We start from the raw sequence: 25,014 nt of genomic DNA on the forward strand, positions 1-25,014 counted from the left end.
AAAATAATTACAAGCAATCCCACGTATAAAAAACTTGGGAAAAATCCAAGCGAAGCAAATCTTGCTTGCGAATGAAAAAGTTCGCTACCCCGCTGTCGCCCCAAGAAACATAGTAGCTCTTGTGATCGCCTTCCATATCCAGCTGAAAGAGCAGCTCCATTTCTTCTTCTCTGACATCGTCCTGCGAAAAGTAAGGGTAGCCTCCGATCCGCGACCCGCTTGCATCTGTCAGATCCCAGTATTTCGAATAGGCCACTTCATCCTGATCGGTAGGGAGCTGGTACTGATCTGCCCTGTGATTTTTGTAAGGAATCAGCTGTTTTTCCAGCTTGCCCGTCAGCTTGTACGGGCCGCCCAAAACGGGACTGTACAACTCGGGGTCTTCAGGCTGATACGGATCGATCTGCTCCGAGTCGATCACGTCAAGAAAATGCCAGACGTGAAAAGCCTGGTCGAGCAAGCCGAAAGTATCGTCCTGTTTTACAAAAAAGCTGGTAAGTCCACTCGTCGGATACCCTTCCAGCGGTGGCATCTGTGCCCAATTGATTTGCGCGATGAACAAATAATCTCTTCCCTCTTCGTCCTGCGGGATCGCGAGCTGCGGAGGCAGCCACGGCGTTCCTCCCACTTTGCTGTCGGTTATCGTCGCAGGCTCTTTGGAGAGCGTTAACTTGACAGATGGCTTCACTGTTTGCTCGATATATTGCATAAATTCTGGCGTCCATTGCTTGTTGGCATCAAGAAATTGCATCGACCCTCACCTCATCACTTCTGATGAAATCGCTGAAATCATCCTATTATTGGAAATGCATACGTGTATTTTAGCGAATCATAGTGCCTCCCGCAAACAAGAATGAAAAAACCAGCTCCCCCACGGAAGCTGGCCTGGCAATCTCTATACTTTTTTCACAAACTCGGATTTCAGCTTCATCGCGCCGAAGCCGTCGATTTTGCAGTCAATATCGTGGTCGCCGTCAACGAGGCGAATGTTTTTTACTTTCGTCCCGATTTTCACTACCAGGGAAGTGCCTTTTACCTTCAAATCTTTGATGACTGTTACGGTATCGCCGTCTTGCAAGACGTTTCCGTTTGCATCCTTGATGACTTTTTCTCCGCTATCCTCGGCATCCCCTTGCAGTGACCACTCGTGGCTGCACTCCGGGCAGATGAGCATGCTTCCGTCTTCGTACGTGTACTCGGAATTACATTTTGGGCAATTTGGCAATTTACTCATGCATTTCATACCTCCATCCAATTACGGCTCATTTTAACATAGGATGGGCTTTCCTGCATGGTGGAGGCATAATTGCTCCCTGACCCATTAGCCATGAATGGCGTGCCCGAGCGCACCGCGTACGGCTTCTGTCAAAATCTCTGATAGTGTCGGGTGCGGCGCGATAAAGTTTTCCATCGCGTCGGCGGTCATTTCGGCATGCATCATGAGCGCGGCCTGGCCGATCAGTTCCGTTGCCCGCGCCCCAACCAGCGTAATTCCTACGATCTCGTGATACGTCGGCTCCACCAGCACTTTTACTTTTCCCGCTGTCTCTTGCAAAATCATCGCTTTGCCGTTCGCTGAAAAAGGAAACTCGCCCACGAGCAGCCCAGCGTATTTCTCCCTGGCCTGACGCTCGGTCAATCCGACAGAAGCGACCTCTGGCGACGTATAGATGCAGCGCGGCACCGCGCGCAGGTTGAGCATGGCTTCTTCCCCGCATGCGTTGCGGGCAGCGACTTCGCCTTCATGAAAAGCCACGTGGGCAAGCTGGATGCCACCGCAAGCGTCACCCGCCGCGAAAATATGCGGCTGGCTTGTCTGCATTCGCTCGTTTACCTCTATCCCGCGCGCTGTAGCTTTGACTCCTGCCCGCTCAAGCAGCAGTCCGTCCAAACGCGGCTTCCTTCCGATCGCAACCAGCACCGCATCGGCCTTTATTTCCGCCGTTCCTTCGGGTGTGCGGATGCGCGCCGTCCGCGTCGTGCGATCGAGCGCCTCCACACTGCTGGAAAGATGAATCTGCACTCCTTGCTGTTTCAAGCTTCGTTCCAGAAACGCCGCAATGTCCGGGTCTTCTCCCGGCAACAGCTGCTCAGCCATCTCCGCTATGACCACCTGGCTCCCCAGCCTGCTGTATACGGAAGCGAACTCGCAGCCGATCACTCCCCCGCCTACGATTACGAGCACAGGCGGAGGTGTCTCCAGCGACAGGAAATGGCTGCTGTGCATGATCCATTCGCCATCGAATGGGGCAAAAGGCAGGGCGATCGGCTCCGCCCCCGTCGTTACGATGAACTTCTCTGCTTCGATTTTGCTCGTGCCGTTGGCTGTCTCTACCAGGAGCGCACGCTCATTTTCAAAGGCTGCGCTGCCGCGTATCACTTGTACCTGATTGCGCTTCATCAAATAGTGCACGCCGCCGGTCAGCTTTTGCACGATGCTTTGTTTGTAGGCGTTGATTTTTGCCCAATTGACCTGTACATGGTCAGCAGCATTTTCGATGCCAAAGCGCTCGGCATGAAGCACGTGCTGATACGTGTCTGCACACTCCAGCAGCGCTTTTGTCGGCATGCAGCCTTCGTTCAGGCAAGTGCCGCCGAGTTCCTTTTTCTCGATTAACACAACCTGTTTCCCGGCACGCGCCGCTGTGATGGCAGCTACGTAACCCGCAGGGCCTCCGCCGATGATCGCGATATCGTACATGCTCTTCCCTCCTAGATCAGCAGACTGTGCGGCGCTTCCAGATAAGACCGGACTGTCGCCAGGAACGCCGCTGCCGGAGCGCCGTCGAGTACGCGATGATCAAAAGTCAGCGAGAGTGGCAAAAGGCTTCGCCGCTGCAGCTCGTCACCGACGAACACGGGGGTGTCTTTTGCCGCGCCAATGCCCAATATTCCGGTTTCCGGCGGGTTCAACACAGGGGTAAACGTGTCTACGCCGTAGCTGCCGAGATTGGTAATCGTAAAAGTCGAGCCTTTCATTTCTTCCGGTGCGAGCTGATTTTGCTTGGCACGTGCACTCACTGATTTCAGCTGGCGCGACAGCTCCACGAGCGTCATTTTTCCGGCGTGGCGGACGACCGGGACGACCAGACCTTTGTCGAGGGCTACCGCCACACCCAAATGAATGTCGTCATACAGCTCGATCCGGTCGTCCAGAAGCGCGCTGTTCATTTGCTTGTGCTTGGCAAGCGCCAAGACTACTGCTCGGGCAATCCAGTCCGTGACAGACGGCTTGAGCTGATAGCGGCTCTCGATTTCCGGCGAGAGCTTCTCTTTTAGCTGCAAAAGCTCTGTAATATCCGCCTGCATCGTGATGGTCAGCTGGGCGCTCTGCTGGAGGCTCTGATACATCCGCTCGGCAATCACCTTGCGCATGCCAGCGACAGGGATGCGTTCCAGCTGGCTTTCCGCTGCGCGGTCGGTTGTTTCTACTGCGGTAGCTACGGGAGCTGCCTGTGCCGGGGCTGCGGTTTCCTGTGCAGCCTTGATCGCGCGCTCTACATCTTCCTTGGTGATTCTTCCTTGCGGCCCTGTCCCGGCAATCGTGGTGAAGTCAAATCCTGCTTCCTCGGCGATTTTGCGAGCTACAGGAGAAATTTTCACGCCATCGCGCGGGCGCTCCAGAACAGCCGTTGCGGCTATGGATGCACCTGCACTCGTACCTGTCGCAGCGCTCTGGCCGTCAGCGGTCGCCAGCATTGCAGCCGATTCGGCTTTGGCGTTCGCCTCGGCAACGACCGCAGGAGTGGCTGCCAATTCGCCAGGCTGCCCGATCACCCCCAGCACGGTGCCATAAGGAACGACGCCACCCGCGGGAACTTCAATTTTCAGCAGTACGCCATCTGCTGCAGCCTCTACTTCCATTTCAATTTTTTCCGAGCTGATATCGACGATGCCCTCTCCTTTTTTGACCGCCTCGCCCTCCCGTTTTTTCCAGGCGATCACCGTTCCTTCCACCATCGCCATTCCCAGCTTGGGCATGATGATATTTTCTGCCATCCCGCTCTCTCCTCTCCTATTTTGTCTGTCCCTTTTCAGCGCGAAAAGCACCCGGCATTAGCTGCTGCCGACGCCGAGTGCTCCCAGTCGATCAGGAAACGACCGTGATCGATTCGTCTCCGATCATTTCCGACACGACCTGAATGACCTTTTGCGGCGATGGGAGATACAAATCTTCCAGCACCGGAGAAAACGGAACAGGTGTATGCGGCGCAGTAATCCGCTTGATTGGTGCATCCAGCGTATCAAAGCCTTTGTCGGCGACTAACGCGGCGATATCGGTTGCGATGCTGCACCGCGGATTCGCTTCGTCGATCACAATCAGGCGATTCGTTTTGGCGACAGAGGCGAGAATCGTATCCTCATCGAGAGGTGACAGCGTGCGCGGATCGACCACCTCGACCTCGATCCCTTTTTTCGCCAATTGCTCGGCTGCCGCAAGCGCCGTCTGAACTTGCTTGCCAATGGCGACAATCGTCAGGTCGCTGCCCGCACGCTTGATATCCGCAACACCGAGCGGAATGGTGTAATATTCTTCCGGAACTTCTCCTGTCGTGTTGTACAACGTCTTGTCCTCGAAGAAAATGACGGGATCGTTGTCCTCGATGGCGGCAAGCAGCAAGCCTTTTGCCTCATAAGGTGTGGACGGCACAACCACCTTGATGCCGGGGATGTGCGTGAACATGGCGTAAAGGCTCTGCGAGTGCTGTGCTGCCGCACGGAAGCCTGCTCCGTGCATCGTGCGGATCGTGATCGGCACCTGTGCCTTGCCGCCAAACATGTAGCGGAATTTCGCCCCCTGGTTCATCACCATGTCGAGACAGCTGCCGATAAAATCGTTGAACATCAGCTCGGCAATCGGCCTCATGCCTGTTGCCGCCGCTGCCATCGCAGCGCCGATGTAGCCAGCTTCGGTAATCGGCGTATCCAGAACGCGCTCGCGGCCAAATTCCTGCACAAGCCCTTTGGTCACGCCAAGTACGCCGCCCCACGCCTCATCGTCCTGCAAATGGTCGACTTGCGCCCCGCCAGCCACATCCTCGCCCAGCAAAATCACGTTTTCATCGGCTCTCATCGCCAGTTTCATCGCTTCATTAACCGCTGCGGAAAAGCTGATTTTTCTCGTCATGTCCTCCATCCCCCTCTCTTAGTACGACACGTAGACGTCAGTCAGCAGTTCGCTTGCACTCGGATACGGACTTTCCTCGGCGAAGCGGATCGCTTCCTGGATCGCACTGTCTACGGCTTGCTCGATTTCTGTCAGCTCTGTGTCAGACATGGTTTGCGATGTCGTCAAATGATTGCGGAAAGAAGTGATCGCATCCTTTTCATTGAGATGCTCCTGTTTGTCGATCTCTTTTTTGTACTTCTGCGCATCCCCTTCAAAATGGCCGTAGTTGCGGTAGGTCACACATTCGATCAAAGTCGGCCCCTCGCCCCGCCGCGCACGGGCAACCGCTTCTTCGGCCGCCTGGTAAACAGCCAGCACATCTTTTCCGTCCACGCGCACTCCCGGCATATTGTAACCGCTTGCACGATCAGCGATATGTGTGCAGCTGGAGGCGTATGTAAACGGCGTCGCCTCTCCGTAGCCATTGTTTTCCGCTACAAATACGACAGGCAGCTTCCAGATTGCCGCCAAATTCAAGCCTTCGTGGAAGGTGCCCTGGTTGTTGGCTCCGTCTCCGAAGAAACAAACGCTGACCGCATTGGTCTTTTTCAGCTTGGCGGTCAAGGCAGAGCCGCATGCCAGCGGGAAACCGCCTCCGACGATCCCGTTCGCGCCCAGCATGCCTTTGTCCAGGTCAGCGATGTGCATGGAGCCTCCCTTTCCTTTGCACAAGCCAGTTGCTTTTCCGTATATCTCTGCCATCATTCCATTCAAGTCGCATTCTTTGGCAATGCAGTGGCCGTGGCCGCGATGTGTGCTGGTGATGCTGTCCTGCTGGTTCAGATGGACGCCAAGCCCCACCGCAATCGCTTCCTCCCCTGCATACAAGTGGACAAACCCTGGCAGCTTGCCTTGTCCGAACAATACGTGAACAGCGTCCTCGAACTTGCGAATCTCCAGCATTTTGCGGTACATCCATTTCGCCTGTTCACGGGACAGCACCTGTTCTTCCGCCTGGATTACTTTCATCAGATACGCCTCCTCCATCGTGACTTGTTTGGAACGACCCGGTCGATCGCTCTTGCCTTTTCTTATGTGCAATCTCTGTGCCAGCCAGCAACTGCGCGGTTTTGCGGCTTTTTCTGCTTGGACTGTCGGCACCAGGTAGTACAAAGTGAGACATCGTCCCGTTTTGTCTCATTTTTTCTCACAGCAGCTTGTGGAGCGAAGGCTCACTTGAGATCGGTTTCCCGACTGTACAGATACGATCCAGCCGTCATGACCGTGTGATTGCACGCGAAAAGGTACATCCGCGTTCATGAGCTTTCATACGTTTTTCATGAAAAAGCCGAACCGATTTTCACGCACAAAAAAAGCCGGTTCTTTTTAAGAACCGACCAGTTGACGATGCCTGCCTTTTAACAAATCGAGCGCCTGCTTCGCCTCGTGCGCAAGCGAGTCTGGACAAGCATCCAGCACCGCAACAGATGACTCCGCGTGTGCGTGCAGCAGTTCCTGCAAGCGCAGGACAAACCCTTCCACTCCCCCGGACACTCCCAGCTCGGACAAGCTTGCCATCCGCCCCGGCTGTACTTGCGGAAACTGCTCGACGGGAGCGCCCATAGCTGCCTTTTCGTAAAAAGACTGGATGATCGCTTCGTACGTGCGCCCGCAGCCTTCGACATTGATGAACGCCTGGACCGCAACCGCCCGAGTCAAACGCCGCTGGGCGATCCCGCAAAATTTATATCCTTCAATGGCGAGATCGTAAGTGCCCGGACAATAAGCCCCTTCTACTTCACCGCTGCTCATTTTCGCTCCGTCGTCGCCCAACGTCGCACGAATCAACTCCACCATCCGCAGAAAAAACGGCTCGGGATTCAAGTCAGAAGCGGCAACAGGCATCACCAGCGACAAGTTGATCACTCCCGGCGCCAGCGGAACGGCAGCCCCGCCTGATGGACGGACAGCGGTCTGATACCCCGCTGCCTCCAACTGTCGCACAGCTTCAGCCGCATGCGGCAGCTTGGCATCACGCGCGCCCAAAACAATCGCTTTTTCATGCCGCCACAAGTGAATGACAGGAGCAGTCGTCGGCTCCTGTGAACATAGCCGGGCATACGCCTCGTCTACGCTAAAAGGGATCAACACCTCCCCGCGATACGGCCGGGAGACCGTAGCAAGCAGTTGAACAGGCGTTTGCTCCCACCAATAAAATGGCATGCGTGATCCCCCTCTCGTGCTCTTTCGTCAGAGCCGATACTTTTTCAGCTTGCGGTAAAAAGTGCTGCGCGGAATACCTAGCAGCTCAGCCGCTACCGAAGCGCTGCCGCCGCTTTTTTCCAGAGCTTGCACGATCGTCTGCCGCTCCAGTTGTTCGCGGTAACAGAGCGAGTCGGCTTCGTAAAAAGACGGCTGCTGAATCGACTGTCTTGCCTGCGGACGCAACTCATAATCAGCTCCTGCCTGCATCACATCGCAAAGTAACCGCTTCCAATCCTCTCGGGGAAGGACTCGCAGACGTTCAACAACGTTGTACAGCTCGCGTATATTGCCCGGCCAATCATACGCTATCAACTCATCCAGCAACGCTTTTGGCAAATCAAGCTGATAGCCGTTTTTGTGACAGTAGTGGCGAATCAGCAGCGGAATATCTTCTTTTCGCGCCCGCAGCGGCGGCAGTGATACAGGGAGGACGTGCAGCCGATAGTACAAATCCTCGCGAAAGCTGCCCTCACTCACCTGTTGCCGCAAATTGCGATGCGTAGCGGCGATGACGCGAATATTCAGTGCATGCTCTTCCGTACTGCCGATCGGCGTGACTTTTCGCTCTTGCAGGACGCGCAGCAAAGCGACCTGCATGGCAGCGGGAATCTCCCCGATCTCATCCAAAAACAACGTGCCGCCGTTCGCTTGCGCCAGCTTTCCTGTATATCCGCGGCGGCGCGCTCCGGTAAATGCCCCCTCCACATACCCGAACAGCTCGCTTTCCATCAGCTCGCGAGGTATAGCGCCACAGTTGACTGCCACAAACGGCCCTTCCCGGCGCGGACTGTTGTCGTGTATCGCTTGTGCGACCAACTCTTTTCCCGTGCCGCTTTCGCCATAGATCACCACGTTCCCGTCCGTCGGCGCGATCCGCTCCAGCTCCCGCAGGACGTTGCAAAAGGCTGCGCTCGTTCCCGGCTCGCCTTGGAAGCGGAATGAGGAGGAACGGTTCACAAACATCCGCGCAAATCCCGCATCGCTTGTCGCCAGCTCGATCACCCAGCCAATCAAGCCCGGATGACGTTCGGAAAACAACGGCGCTTGCCGCGCTTCGAAAAAACCGTACTCCGCAACCTCATGTCTTCTCAGATTGGTCCAGTTGGCGATTCGCTTGCGTATATCTGCGCTCGCATACACTACCCGGCCTTCCTGGTTGCAAAAAATGATGGGCCGCTGTCCTTCGCCTGGCAATATCATGGCGCGTTGCAGCAATTCCAGTTCGTCCTGCTGCCGCTGCTTCATCCAAGCCTGCTCGATGGAGTAAGCAAGCGTCATGACAGTCGCCATCGTCTGCGGGTGACTGCGCTCGACAGGACTTGATACGTCAATGATTCCGAGCAGCGAGCCGCTGTCGTCCCGGATGGGGGCCGCAAAGCAGCTCCAGCGATGCGAGGCAACCGAATAGTGCTCGGTTCCGTTGACCATGATCGCTTCTTTTGCCAAAAGCGCCGTGCCGATTGCGTTCGTGCCCACCTCATCCTCTGTCCAGCGTACCCCTTCGACAAAATTGATCGCATTGGCATCGTGAAGCGCCCGCTTTTCGCCACGCATGCTCAAGACGTAGCCCTCGGGGTCAATCACGAGCGCGATCATCCCCACGTCGTGGATAAAAGGCGACAGTCGGTCAATTTGCGGCAAGGCAAGCTCCAGCAGCAGGCGACTATTCTCCTGTTGTCTTTTCAGCGCATCCCCGGCGAGTACAACCTGCCCTGTGCCTGCATACGGGTTTACCCGGCTGCTTTTGCAGCGATGCCACGATTCTGTAATCCGTTTGTTGATTCGTGCTGAGTCAATTACACCTTCTTGAACAAAACGTTTCCACATCCGCAACGAAACGCTTTCCTCGAGCATGCATCAACCACCCTCCGCTCTACGAATCAAGCCTTTTCATCAAGAGTATCCCGAATGTTCAGAAGTTTCAAGGTCTGTCCTCTGATTTCGCACAAACGTCATAGTAGCAAAAGGAGAGGGAAGCAGCTCCCCCTCCTGTTTCGCGAAACAATTAATTGACCTTCACTTCGATCACGGTCGTGACCATTTTCCACGTCTTGCCGCCAGATGGCACTTCCACACTCAGTTGAACCTTGGCTGTGCCAGCCTTTTTGGCGATCAGGCTCTTGCCGTCTGCTGCCACTTCCACTGCGGCGTCATGGTTGTCAATCAGGCGAATGCGGGCTGGCGCCAACTGGTCTTCCGCCACGCGATAGTCGATGATCGCTTCGAGCGGCTTCACTTCACCTGCGGTCAATTCCAGCGAGCTTTGCGGCGCATCGACGCGAATTGGCGCTGTCAGCAAACGTTGTGCGTAGTCGGTAACAACCCCGCTCACACCTGTACGCAACGCTTCTTCAATCTGCGCATTTTCGTTTACGGTGTACACGCCGAGCGGCAATCCGCGATGCTTGGCGTAGCGCGCCAGCTCCGGTGTCAAAATCGCCTGGTCGAGGAAGTATTGGGCATTGAGCTGGATCGCATCTGTGACGAGCTTCTCCGCGTATTGATCCTTCTTCGTTTCCGGCTTGGAGCCGCTCAGCACATAGCCCAGCCCGACTTCCGGATTCAAAGCAGCAAAACGGTTCAATACTTCCGAGCTGAAGCTGCAAAGAATGACGTCTTCCACCATGTCATGCGCTTCAATGGCTTCGATGATTTCTTTTTCGTAGCCGATGCTTTTTGCTTCCAGATCGAGTACGGCTTTGCCTTTTGCCGCTTCCAGCAGCTCGTCGAGTGTAGGGATGCGGGCATCTGTAATCTCAGGCTGGTACCAGTCCGGGTTTTCCGGGTCTTGCTTGTTGGCAACCAGTGCGCGAAGCTCTGCCAGCGTGTAGTCTTTTACTTTTCCCGTGCCGTTTGTCGTGCGCTCCAGCTCAAAGTCGTGAATCAGGACAAGCTTGCCGTCCTTCGTCTTATGAATGTCCGTCTCCACGATATCTGCTCCCAGGTCAATGGCCTCCTGGAACGAATACATCGTGTTTTCCGGCTTTTTGGACGGAATGCCGCGGTGCGCGTAGACGATTGGCGGCTGTGTCAACGTCTCGGTCGGATAGGCTGCCAGAGCAGACAACACCGTTTCTGGCTGTGCAGAGATGATTCCGCGCACACCCATGCTGACCAGATCGTGATGCTGCACGGTTCCGGCTTTTTCAATTGCCCATACCGTAATTCCCCGCAGACGGAAATAGCGAGCCACTTCCGCATTCACACGGTCGTAAGGCAAAATCAGCACGTTCGATTTGCTGGCGCGCACGGTTTTTACCAACTGCTTTTGCTTGGCCAAATCAAGCTCGTCCACACCGTCCAGGATCGCGCCGCGGTACTCATCGTTGTTCTCCCGCATTGCACGAACAATCTCCGGGTTGCTCGATACGATGTGCACATCCGTCAAGGAACGCTCTGTCAACAGTTGGTCAACAGCTGGCACCAGCTCCTTCGATTCGATGGACAAAATCGGAATCGCTTTGTTCGCCAATTGATCGAGGGCATCGGCCAAAAGCGGTCTGTCTCCCGCCGACACAATCAGTTGTCCGTCAATATTTTTGCCTACGATCAAAAATACGGAGGAAACACCGGACGAAGCCAATGCCGAGACATCGCCGGATTGATAGCAGCCAATTACTGTCACTGGCGATACAACACCAGTCTCTGGCTCCTTCACGATCAGGACGTTGTCTTTCAAATCGGATTTCGGAATCTTGTCTACGAGAGCATCCGGGCCGAACAGAAGACCTCCCGGAGTCGGATTAGGCTGGTCGACAAAATCTTTGGAAGCGTCGTTCGTATCTTCACCTGTCAAGCGTTCCATCGTGTGACCGCCTGCCACTCCCGGGTGTGCCGTTACTTGCGGGAATTTGGCATCGCCGTATACCATGGCGTCAATGACGCGCGCCTCTGGATCAGCCAAAATCACATGATCGCCGCTGTTAGCCAAATACAGGCTGCCAGTAGCCCACTTCGTCGGCAGCATTTGCGGTACATCGTCCATCGACTCGAAAATTTCAAAGTCCGGCTTCGTCTGGTGACGCTCTACGATGCCATCCGCGTAACGGGCGACAACGATTGGCTGGTACGGTTGAATGATTGTCCCCGGTGGGAACGCGTGCATTCCCTCGCTGCCGCCTTTTGTTTCTTCATCTCCAATCAAATAGCCGCTAATGTCGATAGCTTTATCCGATATGTTCGTAATCTCGACAAATTCGCCCGTGCTTTCATCAAACAGCGGATCATTCATAACCTCTGTGATGATCAAAGAGTCGCTCGGACCAAAGTCCGGTTCTTCCGGCTCCTTGTCGCTCCACGTTCCCGGACTTGGGAACAGCGAGTAAAAGTCGACCGAAGCATCTCCCGTTTGCTTGATTCGTTGCAAAGATTCGCCCAAGTTGTTCAACGGCTTGGCCGCCTTGACTTTTTTGCCGTTAAAAGTCGTGTCTTTGATGTATGGAACATAGTCGAGAACGTTGTACTTGTCGTCCATCAGCAGCACGTCATCGCCGCCGTTTGCCATGACAATCGTCCCTGTTGCCCAATCGGTCGGCAGCAAATTCGGCACATCCGGGTCGTCTTGCGGGTTGTACTGCTCGACAGGCGGAAGCTCAAAATCGGGAGTATAGCGGTATTTGGCCTTGTTGATCAGCGACGATTGGGCAATCGTGATGGATTGTCCGGGAGCAAGCTTCGTGCCTTGCGGAAAAGCGAACATTCCCTCGCCGCCGCCTCTTGTTTCCTCATCGCCGATCATGTAGCCGCTAATATCGACGGTTTTCGTTCCCAGATTGGAAATCTCCAAAAACCGGTTCCATCGTCGGAGCCGTCTGCATCGTACAAAATTTCCGTAATTTTGATCGGCGAGTCTTGCGTGATCTGCAAAGCTTCCACGCTCGATACAGCAGGAATTTCCTCTGGAGCTGGCGCATCAGTCGGCACCTCGGCAGGAGCTTCTCCTGGTGTCGTCTCGGCATCACCTGCGGGCACTTCCCCTGGCGCTTCCGGAGTTGCTGGGCCGTTCTCGCCGGCGGTAGCGTCTTCGGCTGCTCCGGTTTCTGGCGCGTCTGTCCCAGTCTCTTCTGCCTTCGTGTCGCCTGCTGTGCTGCTTCCTGCTTCTGTCTCAGTGACCGCTGTCGCATTCTCGGCATGCACCGGGACATTGCTGAGCAGGACGGTCAACGCTAGTACAGATGCTGCCGTTGCCCTCTTTTGCGTTCCTGTTTTGCCTGTTTGCTTCGTCTGCTTTCTTTTCATGCTCCCTCTCCACTCCTTTTGATCATGGTAGTAGTGCGGTTTGCTTGCTTACACGAGCTGCAATCGCTCCAGCAGCACGCTTTTTCCTTGCTGAAGCTTGACCAACTCTGTGCCCGGCGCATATTCCAAAATCAGCTGGCAATCCGGCGCGGTCTGCGCAAGTGTGGCAAAAACAGGCTCCCAGCTGATGCCGCCTTCTCCAATCGGCAAATGATCGTCTCCTGTTGCGTAATTGTCATGCAAATGCACGGCAAGCAGTCGGTGCGAAATACTGCGAATGAGTGCCGGAATGTCCCAATCGTTCAAATAAGCGTGTCCGGTGTCGAGCAAGTACCCTGCGACGCTGTCCATTCCATCCAGAAAAGCCGCAAACTCCGCTTCGCTGAAAATCGACGCGCCTTTGTAACCTACATTTTCCACAGCCAGCTTCACGCCGAGCGGCGCGGCTATTTTGCACAGGCGATGAATCGCGTCAGCCGCTCGCATCTGGGCAATTTCTTTGTCAAAGACGGGCGAGAAGCAAAAGCCGGGGTGAATCACGACATGCTCTGCCCCGATGTTATGCGCGAACTGGATCGCTTTCGCGTACTCGGAAAAAGACGCTTCGCGAATCGCTTTGTTCTCGCTGGTCAAGCTGGTGTCCCACGCTGGCGGGTGCACCGTGTACCCTGCGTTGTACTGAGGCAGCACTTTGCTCATGCGGGCGATCTGATCGTCCATGGCATCCCATTGCAGCCCGTCCATCAAAAGCTCGATTTTGTCTGCGCCGTGTTCCAGAAGCAGCTCGATATTTGCCTCAATCGGCTGCGTCAAAAGCGCCAAGTCGGAGTAGCAAATTTCTTTTTTCATCCCCGTCACCTCATGCGTAAATGATTTTGTCTTCGCGTATTTCCAGTTGCACCTGATCTCCTTCGTGGATCAGCGTGTCGTTTCCGACGTCGATAACGAGCTTTTGCCCGCCGGACTCGGCAATGACGCGGTAATGATCGCCGAGAAAAATCACGTCCTGCACGCGTGCAGAAAAGCCTGCTTCTTGCGTGAGATATACGTCCTCCGGGCGAAGGAACACATCGATGTCCGCGACTGCCCGGCTCTCCCCTTTGTACGGAAGCTGGTAAAATCCCAAATCGAGGACGTTGCCACGCTCCGCTGTCTTGACCTTTGCCCGCAAGCGGTTCACTTGCCCGACAAACTGGGCCACAAATGAAGATTTCGGCTTGAGGTAAATCTCTTTCGGCGTACCGCTCTGCTCGATGACCCCTTTGTTCATCACGACAATCCGGTCGGCAATCGCCATCGCTTCTGTCTGGTCATGCGTCACGTATACCGTCGTAATGTGCAGCTTGCGAAACAACTGGGCCAGCTCCAACCGCAGGTGCTCCTTCAATTTGGCATCCAGTGCCGTCAACGGCTCGTCCATCAGCAAAATCATCGGGTCAGTCGCCAGCACGCGGGCAATCGCCACACGCTGTTGCTGCCCGCCAGACAACTGAATAGGCAGTCGCTTGCGCAGCTCCGTCAAGTTCATCAAGGCAAGCAGTTCCTCCAGCTTGGCCTTCTGCTCCTGCTTGCCGATTTTGCGCAGCTTCATGCCGAACATGATGTTTTCTTCCACCGTCATCGTAGGAAACAAGGCGTACTGTTGAAAAACAAAGCCGATCCCCCGCTTTTCCGGCGGAAGCTGGGTAACGTCGCGATCCCCGATCAAAATACGTCCGGCTGTCGGCTGCTCCAGCCCGGCAATCATCCGCAGCAGCGTGCTTTTCCCGCAGCCAGATGGCCCGAGCAACACCAGCACCTCGCCTGCCGCTACCTGCAAATCGATCGGCTGCAAGGCCGTCGTTCCATCCTGAAAAGTTTTTGATACGCCACGAATGGCAATTTCCATCGATTGCACCGTGCTCTCCTCCATCTACACCCCTCCGTTTCGCGAAAAGGCCGAACTCTGGTTCAGGCGATGCAGCAAGTACATCAGCGGAATCGCCATCGCCAAAAACAGTGTCGTGTACGCACTGCCCAATTCAATCCGCAGCGTCGAGTACGCTTCGTACAGCCCGATCGGCAATGTCACCGTCAGCGGCGTGTACAGGAAAAAGTTCATGTTGAACTCGCCGAGCGACAGCATGAATACCATGACGGCACCGGAGAGAATCGCCCCGCGAATGCTCGGAAAAATCACATGGAAAAAGCGGTACATCGGCCCGGCTCCCAGCGTAGCTGCGCATTCGTCGAGCGTGCGAAAATCTTTTGTCCGCAGCGTGCCGAGCACAGTCCGAAACATCAGCGGAAACGTAATGATTACATGCCCGACCAGCATCAAGGCACCGGATGCGCGCATCGCGGGATACGTCTGAATCAGCGCCAGGGCAATCGCAATGCCTGGTACAGCAATCGGAAGAGACAACAGCTCCTCCAGCACAAACACCCAGCGGCTTTTCCAACGGTAAAACCAGTAGCCGGCCATCGTGCCCAGCACCGTATTGACCAGCACCGTGCAAAAAGCGAGCACCAGCGTAAAGCCAATCGTATGCCCAAATTTCTCGAATACTTTTGCATACCAGGACAAGGTCACGCCCGCCGAATACATGTCAGCGCCCCAGTACACCGCAAACGATCCGGCAACGGTAAACAACAAGGGAGAGAGGATGAGCGCACTGATCAGAAAAACCAGCACGTAAACCAACGCTTTTCCTGCTGTTTGCATCAAGAACGCCCCTCCTTCTCGACCAGCACGCGATACCCGAGGTTAATCCCCACGCAGACAAGCCCGATGACGACCGCAATCGCACTGGCTACTTCAATGTTGAAATTGAGCGTGAACTCGTTGTACATCAGGATCGGCAAAATATCGAAGTCGTTCGCCAGCGTGAAAGCTGTGCCGAATGCACTCATCGACGTGGAAAAGGCAAGTGCTCCCGCCGAGAGAAAGATCGGATAAAGCGTCGGCAGCACCACATAGCGGATCGCCTGCCATGGCGTGGCCCCGATAGTTCGGGCAGCCTCCTCCAGCGTCTGGTCAAAATCTTTGATCGCCCCGTACAGCGTCATCACAATGCGCGGAATCTCGAAATACAGGTAGGCCAAAAAAATTCCGGCAATCGTGTAGGCAAACACCAGCTTTTTTTCCCCGGTCAAAAGCTCGGACAACATCGGCAAAATGCCCGTCGAACCAAACAAAATAATGATCATGAAGCCAACGACAACGCCCGGAAAAGAGATCGGAAAAGTCAGCAGCGTAAAGTACAGCGTCTTCCCCGGAAACGAATGCCGGGCCAAAAAGAAAGCGAGCACAGCAGACAAAACCAGCGCAACCAAGGTCACGGACAGAGACAGCCACAAGCTGTTCCACAGCGAGTGCAAATACTGCGGGTTGGTGATGATCTGAGCGTAATTGCCCGCCGTAAGCTCGCCGCCGCGCTGAAAGCTGGCTACGACCAGCACGATGAGCGGATACAGGAAAAAGAACGCAAACAGCAGAAAAATCGGTAAGACAAAGACGGCAACGCCCATTCTTTTCATAGACAAACTCCTCTAGTTGGCAAGAACTTCACTCTTCCAACGCTCGATAAAAGCGTTTTGAACCTGATTCATTTTCGCAAAGTCAACGTCGCGGACGCGCTCATAATCAGCCGCTGGCAAGAACTTGCTTTCGACCTCGCCTGGAATCTGCACGTTGCGGATCGGGCGGACAAAGCCTTTGGCGAACATTTGCTGACCTTCGTCGGAGAGCAGGAAGTCGAGATATTGTTGTCCGGCCTCTTTATGCGGCGCATTTTTGATAATCGACATGGCGTACGGCAGCTTCAGCGAGCCTTCTTTTGGAATGACCACATCGATTGGGCCGTTTTCTTCGTACTTCATCTTGTAGCCGTTGAAATCGGCGTCGATAATGATCGGGATTTCGCCTTTCATCACTTTGGCATTGGCTGTTCCTTTTGGATGGATGACTCCGTTTGCCTCCAGCTTTTTCAAGTAATCGATGCCCGGATTCCAGTTGTCCAAATCGCCGCCCATGGCGAGGTTGGCCGCTACGGTCACGCTGTAGCCTACGGCAGCCGAGGACGGGTCGAGGAATCCGACTTTGCCCTTGTACTCCGGCTTCAAAAGGTCTGCCCACGATTGTGGCGCAGGGGTGCTGCCCAGTGCCTGCTTGTTGACGATGAACGAGATCGCGCCGTAGTGCACTGTCATCCACTTGCCGTCAGGGTCTTTCAACGCTGCGGGAATCTCGTCAAAATGCGGCGGCTTGTAGCCTTCCACCAAATCTTTCTCGACCGCCTGAGAGCCGAAGACGATTCCGTAGTAGACCGCATCGGCGATCGGGCTGTCTTTTTCCGCAATCATCGCTGTCACGGATTGGCCGCTGTTTTTATTGTCATTCGGTACTTCGATCCCGGTCTTTTCCTTGAACGCCTGGCGAATCGTGCCAAAGCTCGCCCACTCATCAGAGTTGTTGTACACAATCGCCATTTTTCCGGCGCCCCCAGCTGCTCCAGTTGCGCTTCCCGCCGCAGAGCAACCGACCATACCCACCATTGCCACTGCCAAGGTCAAGCCAAGCCAACCACGTTTCATCCTCTGATTCCTCCTGTCGTTTTGAGCGGAACACAAAAAGGGAGACACAAAAAAACACATAGTCCTTCCGCATGCCACCTGGCGCACGTACGAAGAAACTATGGGTTTTCACATGTCTCCACCCAATGGTTCCGAAGCTATTTGCTTGTTGCTTTTACTATAAGCCTTGAATGTTAAGAGAGTGTGTTACAATTTTTAATGAATGTTAAAGATTGGTAAAATATTGACAATAAAATGTATAATAAATATACTCAAAGTGATTTAATTACATTTTTTTACTTTGAAGGTAATATAAGTAAACAAAATCTCTTACTAGTTGCTGGCGCACTTCTTTTATCAACTTTAGCTTATCCAGATACCGGAGTAGCAAAAGAGTCTTCTTCATCTATGCTCATCAGTAAAAGTAGTAACGAGCGATTTGTAAAAGAAATCGGAAAATATATTCCCAAGAATAGGAAATCAATACTTAGTACAAACGATCTTGAAAAAATAGCAAATGGCACCGCTCAAGCTCTAATGGAGAGTATGGTTATTTCCGCAGTCGATACAGAATCCCCTTGGGCTGAACAAATAAAGAAAGGCATATTTAAAGTAAAGAAAATTATTCCTGTGCATGACTTGGAAGATCGCTTATCAGAGGTTCTTGTTATTTTCACAGAAGGGTTCGTTATTGTGGACTCCGATAGCGGCGAGCTGCTTCAATTCTCCTTTGAAAAGATTGATTCTTCATATTTCGATAATAACAAAACTTTATATTCTAACCAGTTTCAGCATTTTTCAGTTAATCACGATGGCGTTGTAATTGAAGGTAAGGATAAAGGAAAGTCAATAGATGAATTGAAGAGGGAAAACAATAGCGAGCCAAACAAAAAGAGAATTATAAACACTACTCAGATGCAGAATAAATGGGAGAATACCACTGAAGATACGCTAGATTCACTATTTTCAACTTTTCTTTCAGGTGCTAACGAAGGATACGACGGCGACTATATTACAGATCCAGGCGTATGGTTAAAAAAATACTTAGAAAATGATGGATATACAAATGTCAAAGTATCCGAAGAGTATAGCCAATCTTACTATGTTCCTGACATAAATCAGGATGATAGTCCATGGGATAACTACGATAATGATTGCGCATTAATTAGCACATTAGAAATTATGAACTATCACTCTAACTTATCCTCTTCCAATAAAAAGAAAGCATACGACGCAATGATTAAATCAAAATACTTTGTTAAACCGGACAACGGGGTCTATCCTTGGGATAATGCTAACTTATACAAAATTGCAGCTAACGCAGTAGGGGATTCATCTCAATCCACAAGTGATGATGAAGAAATAGTCACCCCAGATTACGACGATATTAAAAACTATTTAGATAGTGATGGGCCAGGGTATTATAGCATGGACTCGAAACCTTACTATGATCATACAGTCACTGTTAAGGGAGCCAAAGAATACGAGGCAACTTTTCGAGATAGCAATGATACACGCCACGTATGGACTTACGAGTTTCTTAGGATAAATGATCACTGGGGAGCGACTTCTAAAGACGCTTATATCCGCCCCATTTATTTGTCTACCTACTATGTTTCGATAAAACACAACTAAATAGTATTTCAGATAGTGAAGTGCGGTTTGTTATGACTTTGTATTTCAAAATGCAATACACGCTCACCATGGAGGATCTATGCCAATTCCCCTGTCCCACATTTTTTACTCCCTGTTCTTTCTTGTCATCTTCCTAATCTACTTTTCTTTGGTACTTCGCCGCGCAGGATGGCGCCAAAGGAAGTGGCAGATCGTATTTGCTCTTTCCTTGCTCATCCTTATTCAATTGTTTTTTTGGGACAGAGAATTTCAACATGCTCTAAAAAGTTATCTGGCCCCTAGCCATTCCTTCCAGTGTGAGGAACTCAAACTGCCACTTCCTGAACGTACAGTTTTTGAAGGTATAACAGACAGCTGCTCACCATTTTATCGGACGTACTCCAATGAGAATGAGTTTAATGCTTTTTACAATGAAGTATTGCCAATATTGAAAAACGAAGGAAAGATTAGCAGCTTTCATGCTTTGGTCAATGAATCAAGTTTTTTAGTTTATGAAGGAGGAAAAATTCTAAAGATACAATATAAGTACTTGAGTAACGATTATTACCGCTTGAAAATTACCTATCCTTATAAAGAAAACCCTACTCCTTAGCAAGGAAGGTGAAAAAGACGATGGCTACGCTCTTTTCCAGCAGCCATCGTCCTTTTTTGTCACTCACACATACTCATGCGCCAACATTAAAAACACGCTGGACGTCCACGTAAACGCCCTGTCTCTCAGTCCCGCACCCGACAGGGCATCGAAGTTTTCCGCCATCCCGCTTGCCGCCGCCATGCGGCAAAAGCGTCGGGCAATTTCCTGGGAAAGCTTTTCTTCGCCCGCACGGCGCAAGCCATCGACCAACAGCATGGTCACCGGCGCCCAAATCGGGCCGAGCCAGTAGCCATCGCTGCGGTAAAACGGGCTTGCCGGGCTCTCCGTAGCCAGTCCGTGGTCCGTTAAAAAACGCTGCTGCACGTCTGCGATCATCTGCTCACGCATCGCTTCGGGCAGCTTTTCGCCGAGCACAAGCGGCATGTAGCAGATCAAGCTGTCACCTCGGGTGGGCTGGTCGCTCCCCGAACGTGTCGCAAAAAACTTCTTCCCATCCCAATGCTGCGCCAGCAATCGCTGCAAAGTCGCTTCCGACTCTTCTTCCCAGGCTTGCGCCTCGTCATCCCGACCCAACCGCTTCGCCACTCCCGCCAACACATCCATTTGCAACACGAGATACGCGGGCAAATCCGGGCTTTCAATCGGTGTTCCGTCGAGAAAAACCGTGCTGTTGTCCCAGCCGCAATCGTAGCCGTGGTTGTATTGAGGAATGCCGTCCTGATCATCATCGCGGTAGCGGAACCACCAGTCCGTCCAACGGCATAGCGGCTCGTATATCGCTGTCAGCATCTCATCGGTAACATCGTCGTTGCGCGCCAGCATCCAGCCCAGCGTCCAGCCGTGAATCGGCGGCTTGCAGCAGTTCCAGAGCGCATACCTGTCGTTGATAAAATCGGGGAACACGCCGCTCTCGTCCTGCCTGTCGATAAACACCATCAACTGATCCCAGGCGAGCGGCAAATTCCAGCGAGTCAAGGCCATCGCATTGAAACAATGATCCCAGCTCCAGATGTTGGTCATCCAGTTTTTCGACATGTACATCGCCGGACGCGGCAAATACCCTTCTGGCCTTACGACACACGACCACGTTATATACGCTGCCAGCTCGCGCGCTTCTGCCAGCCCGTCTTCACGAGCAGCTTCCGAGAGTGGAAGCGTCTGTCCCAGCCATTCGCGATACTCTTGCTCCACCCGAGCGCGACCGGAAGCAAAATCAGGATAGCTGCGCTCTCGCCACACCGTCTGAAATTCCTCGATTACGCCCTCCAGCTCACCCGTCTGACCGTCAGGCAAAAACGACAGCTTGACCTGACTGTCTCGCGTCGCCTTCCACGCGTCTTCTACCGCCACTTTTCCAGCAAGCGGTGTCAGTCGAAAGTGCAGCTCGGTCGTAAAATGGTTGACTACCAGGCAGTCGGCTGGTGCTGGCATGACGTAATCCGCGGCTTCCGATTCCACCACCAGCCGCAAGTCGACACCCCGTCCGCGAACCTGAACAAGCTGCGGCTCGCCCATGCACAATTCCAACTCGCCTTGCTCTGCCCGCAGCACGAGCACAGTTGGCGTAGCGACTACTTCAAAAGGAACGGCCACCCCGCCGTCTACCAGCTCCAGGCGAAAGACAGCCCCGTCCCGATTGTCTCCGCCACGCACATTGCGCAAGTACAGTCCCTCGGCCCGCTTGTCGCTGCCAAGCCGGGAAACGACGAGAAAAGACCCGTGTCGGCTAAAAGGAACGATTCCCAAATCAAACTGCATATGTTTCACCCCGTAGTTGCTGTGTAGTTGCTTTGCGCTCGCACTTTTCCAGCAAGCGAACCGTCCGCACTGCCATCCACCAGACAAGCGCACTTGCCCCCAGCAAGATCGGCAGCGCTGGCAAGACAAGCATGACGCCCACGCACAAAAACACGCCGCCGACCGTCACCATAGCGTGCAGGGGAAAAGCCGCCACCGCCCAGAACGACTGCCTGATTCCTGCCCAAAAGCCGCGATCCAAGCGCACAAGCAAGGCAAAAGCGTGACAGCAAATCGCGGTATGCAGAAGACTGATTCCGGCCAACAAAGCTGCGCAAACAAGGCTCCATTTCGTGCCCAGACCAAGGAAAAAAATCAGGTCGCCCCACAACACGACTCCCGACAGCAACAGGGCATATCCCAATAGCTGGCTTCGCCAAAAGTAACGGCGGTACGCATACCAGAAAGCGGCTGCAAGCCCTCTGTCATCCCTGTTTCCGCCTGAGCCTTGCCCGCCAAGCACCTCATGCACAGCTGCGGTCGCCGGAAAAACGCCAAGCACGACGCCTCCCAAAAGCGTGCCGCCGATCCAGAGCAGGTGGGCTACTGCCAGCCGCAACAGCCACTCTCCGCATTGATGAACCGACCAGAATGCCCCTTCCCATTTCTCCCGATGTTTCACCTGCCATGCCTCCTTACTTGATGCCGACCCCTGCCGCGTTGTCGACGATATACCGCTGGGCGAGGAAAAAGAGCACGAGCGGCGGCAGCGAGATCAGGATCGTAACCGCCATCAGCCCGGTCGCTTCCACGTCGTACATGCCTTTGAATTGCGCAAGCCCGAGCGTCAAAGTGTACTGGCTCTGGTCATTCAAAAAGATCAACGGCCCCAAATAATCATTCCAAGTGTTCATAATGTTGAAGACGCTAATCAAAATCAGCGCAGGCATCATCAGCGGAACCACGATGCGCGCGTAAATCTGGAACGGGCCTGCCCCATCGATGCGTGCCGCTTCATCCAGCTCGCGAGGAATTGTCAAAATAAACTGACGCATCAAGAAAATATAGAACGGCGCCCCGAAAAAGGAGGGCACAATTAATGGCTTCAAGGTATTAATCCAGTTCAAGTAATTAAATTCCATATACAGCGGAATCATCGTCACTTCCCACGGAATCATCATCGTCGCCAGCACGACCATGAACAGGAAGTCCCTGCCTTTAAACGTAAATCTGGCAAACCCGTATGCCACCAGCGATGAGGAAATCAGCTGGCCGATCGTCGTCAAGAGCGTCACGCTCAACGAATTTTGCAAAAACAGATTAAACGGCTGCGACATCCACGCATTGGCGAAGTTCTCCCAGTGCAAGACGTCAGGAATCCATTTGGGCGGATACGTGTAAATCTCCTGATCCGACTTCAACGCAGTAGAGACCATCCAGTAAAACGGAGCCAGAAACAGAAAGGAGAAAAAGATCAAGCTCGTATACGATATCGCTTTGCGAATCAAGCTTCCTCCCCTCCCTTGCGATTGTCACCTTCGTAGTACACCCAGCCTCCGGATGTTTTGAAGACGATGAAAGTCAGCACCAAAATGATCAAAAACATAAACCACGAGTTCGCCGACGCATATCCCATCTTGAAGTATTTGAAGGCGTTGTCGTACGCGTACATGGCGTAAAAGTAAGTCGATTGCAACGGCCCGCCCCCGGTGAGCAAAAGCGCCAGGCTGAGCTGCTGAAACGCGCTGATGATCGTCATGATCAGGTTGAACAAAAGCGTCGGGCTGATCATCGGCAGTGTGATGCGAAAAAACTTGTGCACTGTACCCGCGCCGTCAATGGATGCAGCTTCATACAAGCTTTCGGGAATCCCTTTCAGCCCCGCGAGAAAAATCAGCACCATCGAGCCTTGCCCCCACAGACTGGCGATGACCATGGCGACGAGCGCCCATGAGGTGTCATTCAACCAATCCGGCCCGGTAATTCCGATCAGGCTGAGCAAGTAGTTGAAAATGCCGTACTCGCCGTCATACACCCATGCCCAGATCATCGCCAGCGCCACGCCGGAAATCACGCTCGGCAAGTAGAACACCGTCCGGAAAAAGCCGCTTGCCCGCACTTTTTGGTTAAGCATGATCGCCAAAAACAGGGCGATGATCAGATTGAGCGGCACAAACAGCAGGGCGAACTTGATCGTTACCCAAAGCGATTGCCAAAACAGCGGGTCATCGGTAAACATGTTGACGTAGTTGTCCAGCCCGACAAAGGTAACCTCCCCCACTACAGGCCAGTCAAAAAAGCTCATTACGAGCGAAAACAGCATCGGTCCCAGCGTAAAAGCGAGAAAGCCGATGATCCATGGGAGGATAAAAAGATAGGGGGTGAGAAGCGCCCCCCAGTTCATTTTTTTGGGTTGTACGGTCATGGCAGGCTGCTCACGCGTCACGATTGTCTCTGTTTTCACGTCCCTGACATCCTTCCCTTATTTTTGCATGTACTTCTGGGAGTCCTTGACCGCCTTGTTCAGCAGCTCTTCGGCATTTTGGCCCAGCATGATCGCATTGACCGCCGCCGAGAGGTTGCGATTGATCTCGTTCCAATGCGGGTGCAAAAGGAACGCTGGCGTATCGTTCGACTTCTCCAGCATCTTGTAAAACGGAGCGTACAGGGCGTCCTGATCGAGCTTTTTCTCCTGAACCACGCTGATCCGTACAGGCAGATCGGACGTGCGCATTTTGATCGCTTCACTGGAAACGAAGTATTTCACGAACTCCCAAGCCAGCTCTTTATGCTTGGAGTCTTTGGCGATCGACACCGAGGAAGTGGCGATGACACCTTTGCCCTGTTTGCCAGGGAACTGCGGCATTACGACCGTGCCGAAATCGACGTTTGCCTTTTTGTAAGACTCCAGCGACCATACGCCGTTGTCATACATCGCCAGCTTGCCAGCTTTGAACAAGTCGTTTCCGCTTTGCTGATTTTTGCCTCCGACGAGCACCGCGCTCTTTTCCTTCGTCAGATCGCTGAAAACTTGCAAAGCTTGCGCGGTTTCTTTGCTATTCATGAATCCATCGATCGATTTTCCATCCGGGCTGATAAAGCTGCTGCCATTGCTCCAGACCACTTCCTGCAGGTCGTACGTATCCGGCTCAGAGCGAACGGCAAATCCGTACTGCTTCTTCTCACGGACCGTCAGCTGTTTGGCTGCTGCTTTAAAGTCGTCGTACGTCCAGCCGTCTGTCGGCAGTGGCACATTCGCCTCGTTGAACAGCTTTTTGTTGTAAAACATGACGCGCGTCGAGAACCCGGCAGGCAATCCGTACAAGTTCCCGTTGTAGCGGTTGTAATTCAGGAGTCCTTGATAAAAGTCGTCGATGGCGACTGTCGAATCTTTTTTTGCAAATTCATCCAGCGGCTCAAGCGACGCATGGTAAGTCGGGAAATCCCACATGTACATGACATCCGGCGGGTTTTTCGCACCGAATGCCGCGACCAGCTTCTGGTCAAAACCATCGGCATACGCTTCGACCTGCACTTTCACGCCGGGATTTTTTTGTTCGAATTTCTTCGCGATATCTTGCTGAATTTTCAGCATTTCATCCGTGTCCCATGTCGCAAAGCGCAATGTAACCGTTTCCTTTTTTTCAGACGATGTCGGCGTTGTGCTGCCAGTGTTACTGCCCGTGTTTTGTGTCTCTGCTGGCTGGCTTTGCGAACAACCCGTCACTACAGCGAGAAGTAGTGCCATCCCGGCTGTCATCCATTTTGACGCCATCTTTTTCATCTGTGCCCCCCCTTGAGTTACAGCCTGATTTTTCTCCATTCTAATGAAAGAAAAAATATGGGGAAACCGCCATCTGTTCGTAATTAGTACGCGAAT

At 53.2% G+C, this 25,014-nt stretch carries 22 protein-coding genes; 2 read left to right on the forward strand and 20 right to left on the reverse strand.

Going from position 1 to position 25,014, the window contains the following annotated elements; genetic code table 11:
- Positions 1-7 precede the first annotated feature (7 nt).
- From NST23_RS27780 to NST23_RS27850, 15 genes are all read right to left on the reverse strand, one after another.
- Complete coding sequence (locus NST23_RS27780; protein WP_340965077.1) at positions 8-751, reverse strand: YwqG family protein; 744 nt, start codon at positions 749-751, stop codon at positions 8-10.
- 144 nt (positions 752-895) lie between these two features.
- Complete coding sequence (locus NST23_RS27785) at positions 896-1,234, reverse strand: zinc ribbon domain-containing protein YjdM (protein WP_122962323.1); 339 nt, start codon at positions 1,232-1,234, stop codon at positions 896-898.
- 87 nt (positions 1,235-1,321) lie between these two features.
- Positions 1,322-2,701, reverse strand: a complete 1,380-nt coding sequence (lpdA, locus tag NST23_RS27790; RefSeq protein WP_340965080.1) for a dihydrolipoyl dehydrogenase — start codon at positions 2,699-2,701, stop codon at positions 1,322-1,324.
- 11 nt (positions 2,702-2,712) lie between these two features.
- Positions 2,713-3,999, reverse strand: a complete 1,287-nt coding sequence (locus NST23_RS27795; RefSeq protein WP_340965083.1) for a dihydrolipoamide acetyltransferase family protein — start codon at positions 3,997-3,999, stop codon at positions 2,713-2,715.
- Positions 4,000-4,090: 91 nt separating this feature from the next.
- Positions 4,091-5,128: an alpha-ketoacid dehydrogenase subunit beta gene (locus NST23_RS27800; protein ID WP_173597241.1), complete on the reverse strand. Its 1,038-nt coding sequence runs from the start codon at positions 5,126-5,128 to the stop codon at positions 4,091-4,093.
- A gap of 18 nt (positions 5,129-5,146) precedes the next feature.
- Positions 5,147-6,139 (reverse strand): thiamine pyrophosphate-dependent dehydrogenase E1 component subunit alpha, encoded by a 993-nt coding sequence (locus NST23_RS27805; protein WP_217022013.1) that lies wholly within the window; start codon positions 6,137-6,139, stop codon positions 5,147-5,149.
- 357 nt (positions 6,140-6,496) lie between these two features.
- Positions 6,497-7,333: a lipoate--protein ligase family protein gene (locus tag NST23_RS27810; protein WP_173597240.1), complete on the reverse strand. Its 837-nt coding sequence runs from the start codon at positions 7,331-7,333 to the stop codon at positions 6,497-6,499.
- Positions 7,334-7,360: 27 nt separating this feature from the next.
- Complete coding sequence (locus tag NST23_RS27815) at positions 7,361-9,229, reverse strand: sigma-54-dependent Fis family transcriptional regulator (protein ID WP_173598944.1); 1,869 nt, start codon at positions 9,227-9,229, stop codon at positions 7,361-7,363.
- A gap of 151 nt (positions 9,230-9,380) precedes the next feature.
- Entirely contained in the window at positions 9,381-12,161 is a 2,781-nt protein-coding gene (locus NST23_RS27820) for a glycerophosphodiester phosphodiesterase family protein (RefSeq protein WP_340965087.1), read from the reverse strand.
- The gene (locus tag NST23_RS27825; protein WP_340965090.1) at positions 12,110-12,613 is read right to left on the reverse strand and encodes a hypothetical protein; all 504 of its coding nucleotides are present in this window, start codon (positions 12,611-12,613) and stop codon (positions 12,110-12,112) included. Before NST23_RS27825 ends, NST23_RS27820 begins: the two co-directional genes overlap by 52 nt.
- Positions 12,614-12,661: 48 nt before the next feature.
- A complete protein-coding gene (locus NST23_RS27830) occupies positions 12,662-13,462 on the reverse strand; it encodes a sugar phosphate isomerase/epimerase family protein (protein ID WP_122962314.1) in 801 nt (266 codons plus the stop codon).
- 10 nt (positions 13,463-13,472) lie between these two features.
- On the reverse strand, positions 13,473-14,525 hold the full coding sequence (locus NST23_RS27835) for an ABC transporter ATP-binding protein (RefSeq protein WP_229049777.1): 1,053 nt from the start codon (positions 14,523-14,525) through the stop codon (positions 13,473-13,475).
- Complete coding sequence (locus NST23_RS27840; protein WP_122962313.1) at positions 14,526-15,317, reverse strand: ABC transporter permease; 792 nt, start codon at positions 15,315-15,317, stop codon at positions 14,526-14,528. It lies immediately after the preceding gene.
- Positions 15,317-16,132, reverse strand: coding sequence for an ABC transporter permease (locus tag NST23_RS27845; protein ID WP_122962312.1), 816 nt, complete (start codon positions 16,130-16,132; stop codon positions 15,317-15,319). The genes NST23_RS27840 and NST23_RS27845 overlap by 1 nt, the downstream gene beginning before the upstream one ends.
- 12 nt (positions 16,133-16,144) lie before the next feature.
- A complete protein-coding gene (locus NST23_RS27850) occupies positions 16,145-17,188 on the reverse strand; it encodes an extracellular solute-binding protein (protein ID WP_122962311.1) in 1,044 nt (347 codons plus the stop codon).
- A gap of 234 nt (positions 17,189-17,422) precedes the next feature.
- On the opposite strand from NST23_RS27850, the gene NST23_RS27855 reads away from it, so the two are divergent.
- Both NST23_RS27855 and NST23_RS27860 read left to right on the forward strand, forming a co-directional pair.
- Complete coding sequence (locus NST23_RS27855; RefSeq protein WP_340965093.1) at positions 17,423-18,802, forward strand: hypothetical protein; 1,380 nt, start codon at positions 17,423-17,425, stop codon at positions 18,800-18,802.
- Between the two features lie 79 nt (positions 18,803-18,881).
- A complete protein-coding gene (locus NST23_RS27860; protein ID WP_122962309.1) occupies positions 18,882-19,394 on the forward strand; it encodes a hypothetical protein in 513 nt (170 codons plus the stop codon).
- A 63-nt stretch (positions 19,395-19,457) separates the two neighbouring features.
- Here the strand turns inward: NST23_RS27860 and NST23_RS27865 are convergent, their stop codons facing one another.
- Genes NST23_RS27865 through NST23_RS27885 form a run of 5 tightly spaced genes read right to left on the reverse strand, consistent with a single transcriptional unit; the run spans position 19,458 to position 24,918 of the window.
- Positions 19,458-21,155 (reverse strand): amylo-alpha-1,6-glucosidase, encoded by a 1,698-nt coding sequence (locus tag NST23_RS27865; protein WP_340965096.1) that lies wholly within the window; start codon positions 21,153-21,155, stop codon positions 19,458-19,460.
- Positions 21,145-21,816 carry a YesL family protein gene (locus tag NST23_RS27870; protein ID WP_274874607.1) on the reverse strand — a complete coding sequence of 224 codons (672 nt, stop codon included), beginning with the start codon at positions 21,814-21,816 and terminating at the stop codon, positions 21,145-21,147. Before NST23_RS27870 ends, NST23_RS27865 begins: the two co-directional genes overlap by 11 nt.
- A gap of 13 nt (positions 21,817-21,829) precedes the next feature.
- A complete protein-coding gene (locus NST23_RS27875) occupies positions 21,830-22,642 on the reverse strand; it encodes a carbohydrate ABC transporter permease (RefSeq protein WP_083955838.1) in 813 nt (270 codons plus the stop codon).
- The gene (locus NST23_RS27880) at positions 22,639-23,559 is read right to left on the reverse strand and encodes a carbohydrate ABC transporter permease (protein ID WP_173597297.1); all 921 of its coding nucleotides are present in this window, start codon (positions 23,557-23,559) and stop codon (positions 22,639-22,641) included. Before NST23_RS27880 ends, NST23_RS27875 begins: the two co-directional genes overlap by 4 nt.
- A gap of 57 nt (positions 23,560-23,616) precedes the next feature.
- Positions 23,617-24,918, reverse strand: a complete 1,302-nt coding sequence (locus NST23_RS27885) for an ABC transporter substrate-binding protein (RefSeq protein WP_173597235.1) — start codon at positions 24,916-24,918, stop codon at positions 23,617-23,619.
- Between the last annotated feature and the right edge of the window lie 96 nt (positions 24,919-25,014).

The organism is Brevibacillus sp. FSL K6-0770, from assembly GCF_038000275.1.
GTDB classification, from domain to species: domain Bacteria; phylum Bacillota; class Bacilli; order Brevibacillales; family Brevibacillaceae; genus Brevibacillus; species Brevibacillus parabrevis.

Bases quoted from the DNA above. Each gene is read 5' to 3' on its own strand.
- NST23_RS27780 (WP_340965077.1), bottom strand. From the start codon at position 751: ATGCAATTTCTTGATGCCAACAAGCAATGGACGCCAGAATTTATGCAA.
- NST23_RS27785 (WP_122962323.1), bottom strand. From the start codon at position 1,234: ATGAGTAAATTGCCAAATTGCCCAAAATGTAATTCCGAGTACACGTAC.
- lpdA (WP_340965080.1), bottom strand. From the start codon at position 2,701: ATGTACGATATCGCGATCATCGGCGGAGGCCCTGCGGGTTACGTAGCT.
- NST23_RS27795 (WP_340965083.1), bottom strand. From the start codon at position 3,999: ATGGCAGAAAATATCATCATGCCCAAGCTGGGAATGGCGATGGTGGAA.
- NST23_RS27800 (WP_173597241.1), bottom strand. From the start codon at position 5,128: ATGACGAGAAAAATCAGCTTTTCCGCAGCGGTTAATGAAGCGATGAAA.
- NST23_RS27805 (WP_217022013.1), bottom strand. From the start codon at position 6,139: ATGAAAGTAATCCAGGCGGAAGAACAGGTGCTGTCCCGTGAACAGGCG.
- NST23_RS27810 (WP_173597240.1), bottom strand. From the start codon at position 7,333: ATGCCATTTTATTGGTGGGAGCAAACGCCTGTTCAACTGCTTGCTACG.
- NST23_RS27815 (WP_173598944.1), bottom strand. From the start codon at position 9,229: ATGCTCGAGGAAAGCGTTTCGTTGCGGATGTGGAAACGTTTTGTTCAA.
- NST23_RS27825 (WP_340965090.1), bottom strand. From the start codon at position 12,613: ATGAAAAGAAAGCAGACGAAGCAAACAGGCAAAACAGGAACGCAAAAG.
- NST23_RS27830 (WP_122962314.1), bottom strand. From the start codon at position 13,462: ATGAAAAAAGAAATTTGCTACTCCGACTTGGCGCTTTTGACGCAGCCG.
- NST23_RS27835 (WP_229049777.1), bottom strand. From the start codon at position 14,525: ATGGAGGAGAGCACGGTGCAATCGATGGAAATTGCCATTCGTGGCGTA.
- NST23_RS27840 (WP_122962313.1), bottom strand. From the start codon at position 15,317: ATGCAAACAGCAGGAAAAGCGTTGGTTTACGTGCTGGTTTTTCTGATC.
- NST23_RS27845 (WP_122962312.1), bottom strand. From the start codon at position 16,132: ATGAAAAGAATGGGCGTTGCCGTCTTTGTCTTACCGATTTTTCTGCTG.
- NST23_RS27850 (WP_122962311.1), bottom strand. From the start codon at position 17,188: ATGAAACGTGGTTGGCTTGGCTTGACCTTGGCAGTGGCAATGGTGGGT.
- NST23_RS27855 (WP_340965093.1), top strand. From the start codon at position 17,423: ATGTATAATAAATATACTCAAAGTGATTTAATTACATTTTTTTACTTT.
- NST23_RS27860 (WP_122962309.1), top strand. From the start codon at position 18,882: ATGCCAATTCCCCTGTCCCACATTTTTTACTCCCTGTTCTTTCTTGTC.
- NST23_RS27865 (WP_340965096.1), bottom strand. From the start codon at position 21,155: ATGCAGTTTGATTTGGGAATCGTTCCTTTTAGCCGACACGGGTCTTTT.
- NST23_RS27880 (WP_173597297.1), bottom strand. From the start codon at position 23,559: ATGACCGTACAACCCAAAAAAATGAACTGGGGGGCGCTTCTCACCCCC.
- NST23_RS27885 (WP_173597235.1), bottom strand. From the start codon at position 24,918: ATGAAAAAGATGGCGTCAAAATGGATGACAGCCGGGATGGCACTACTT.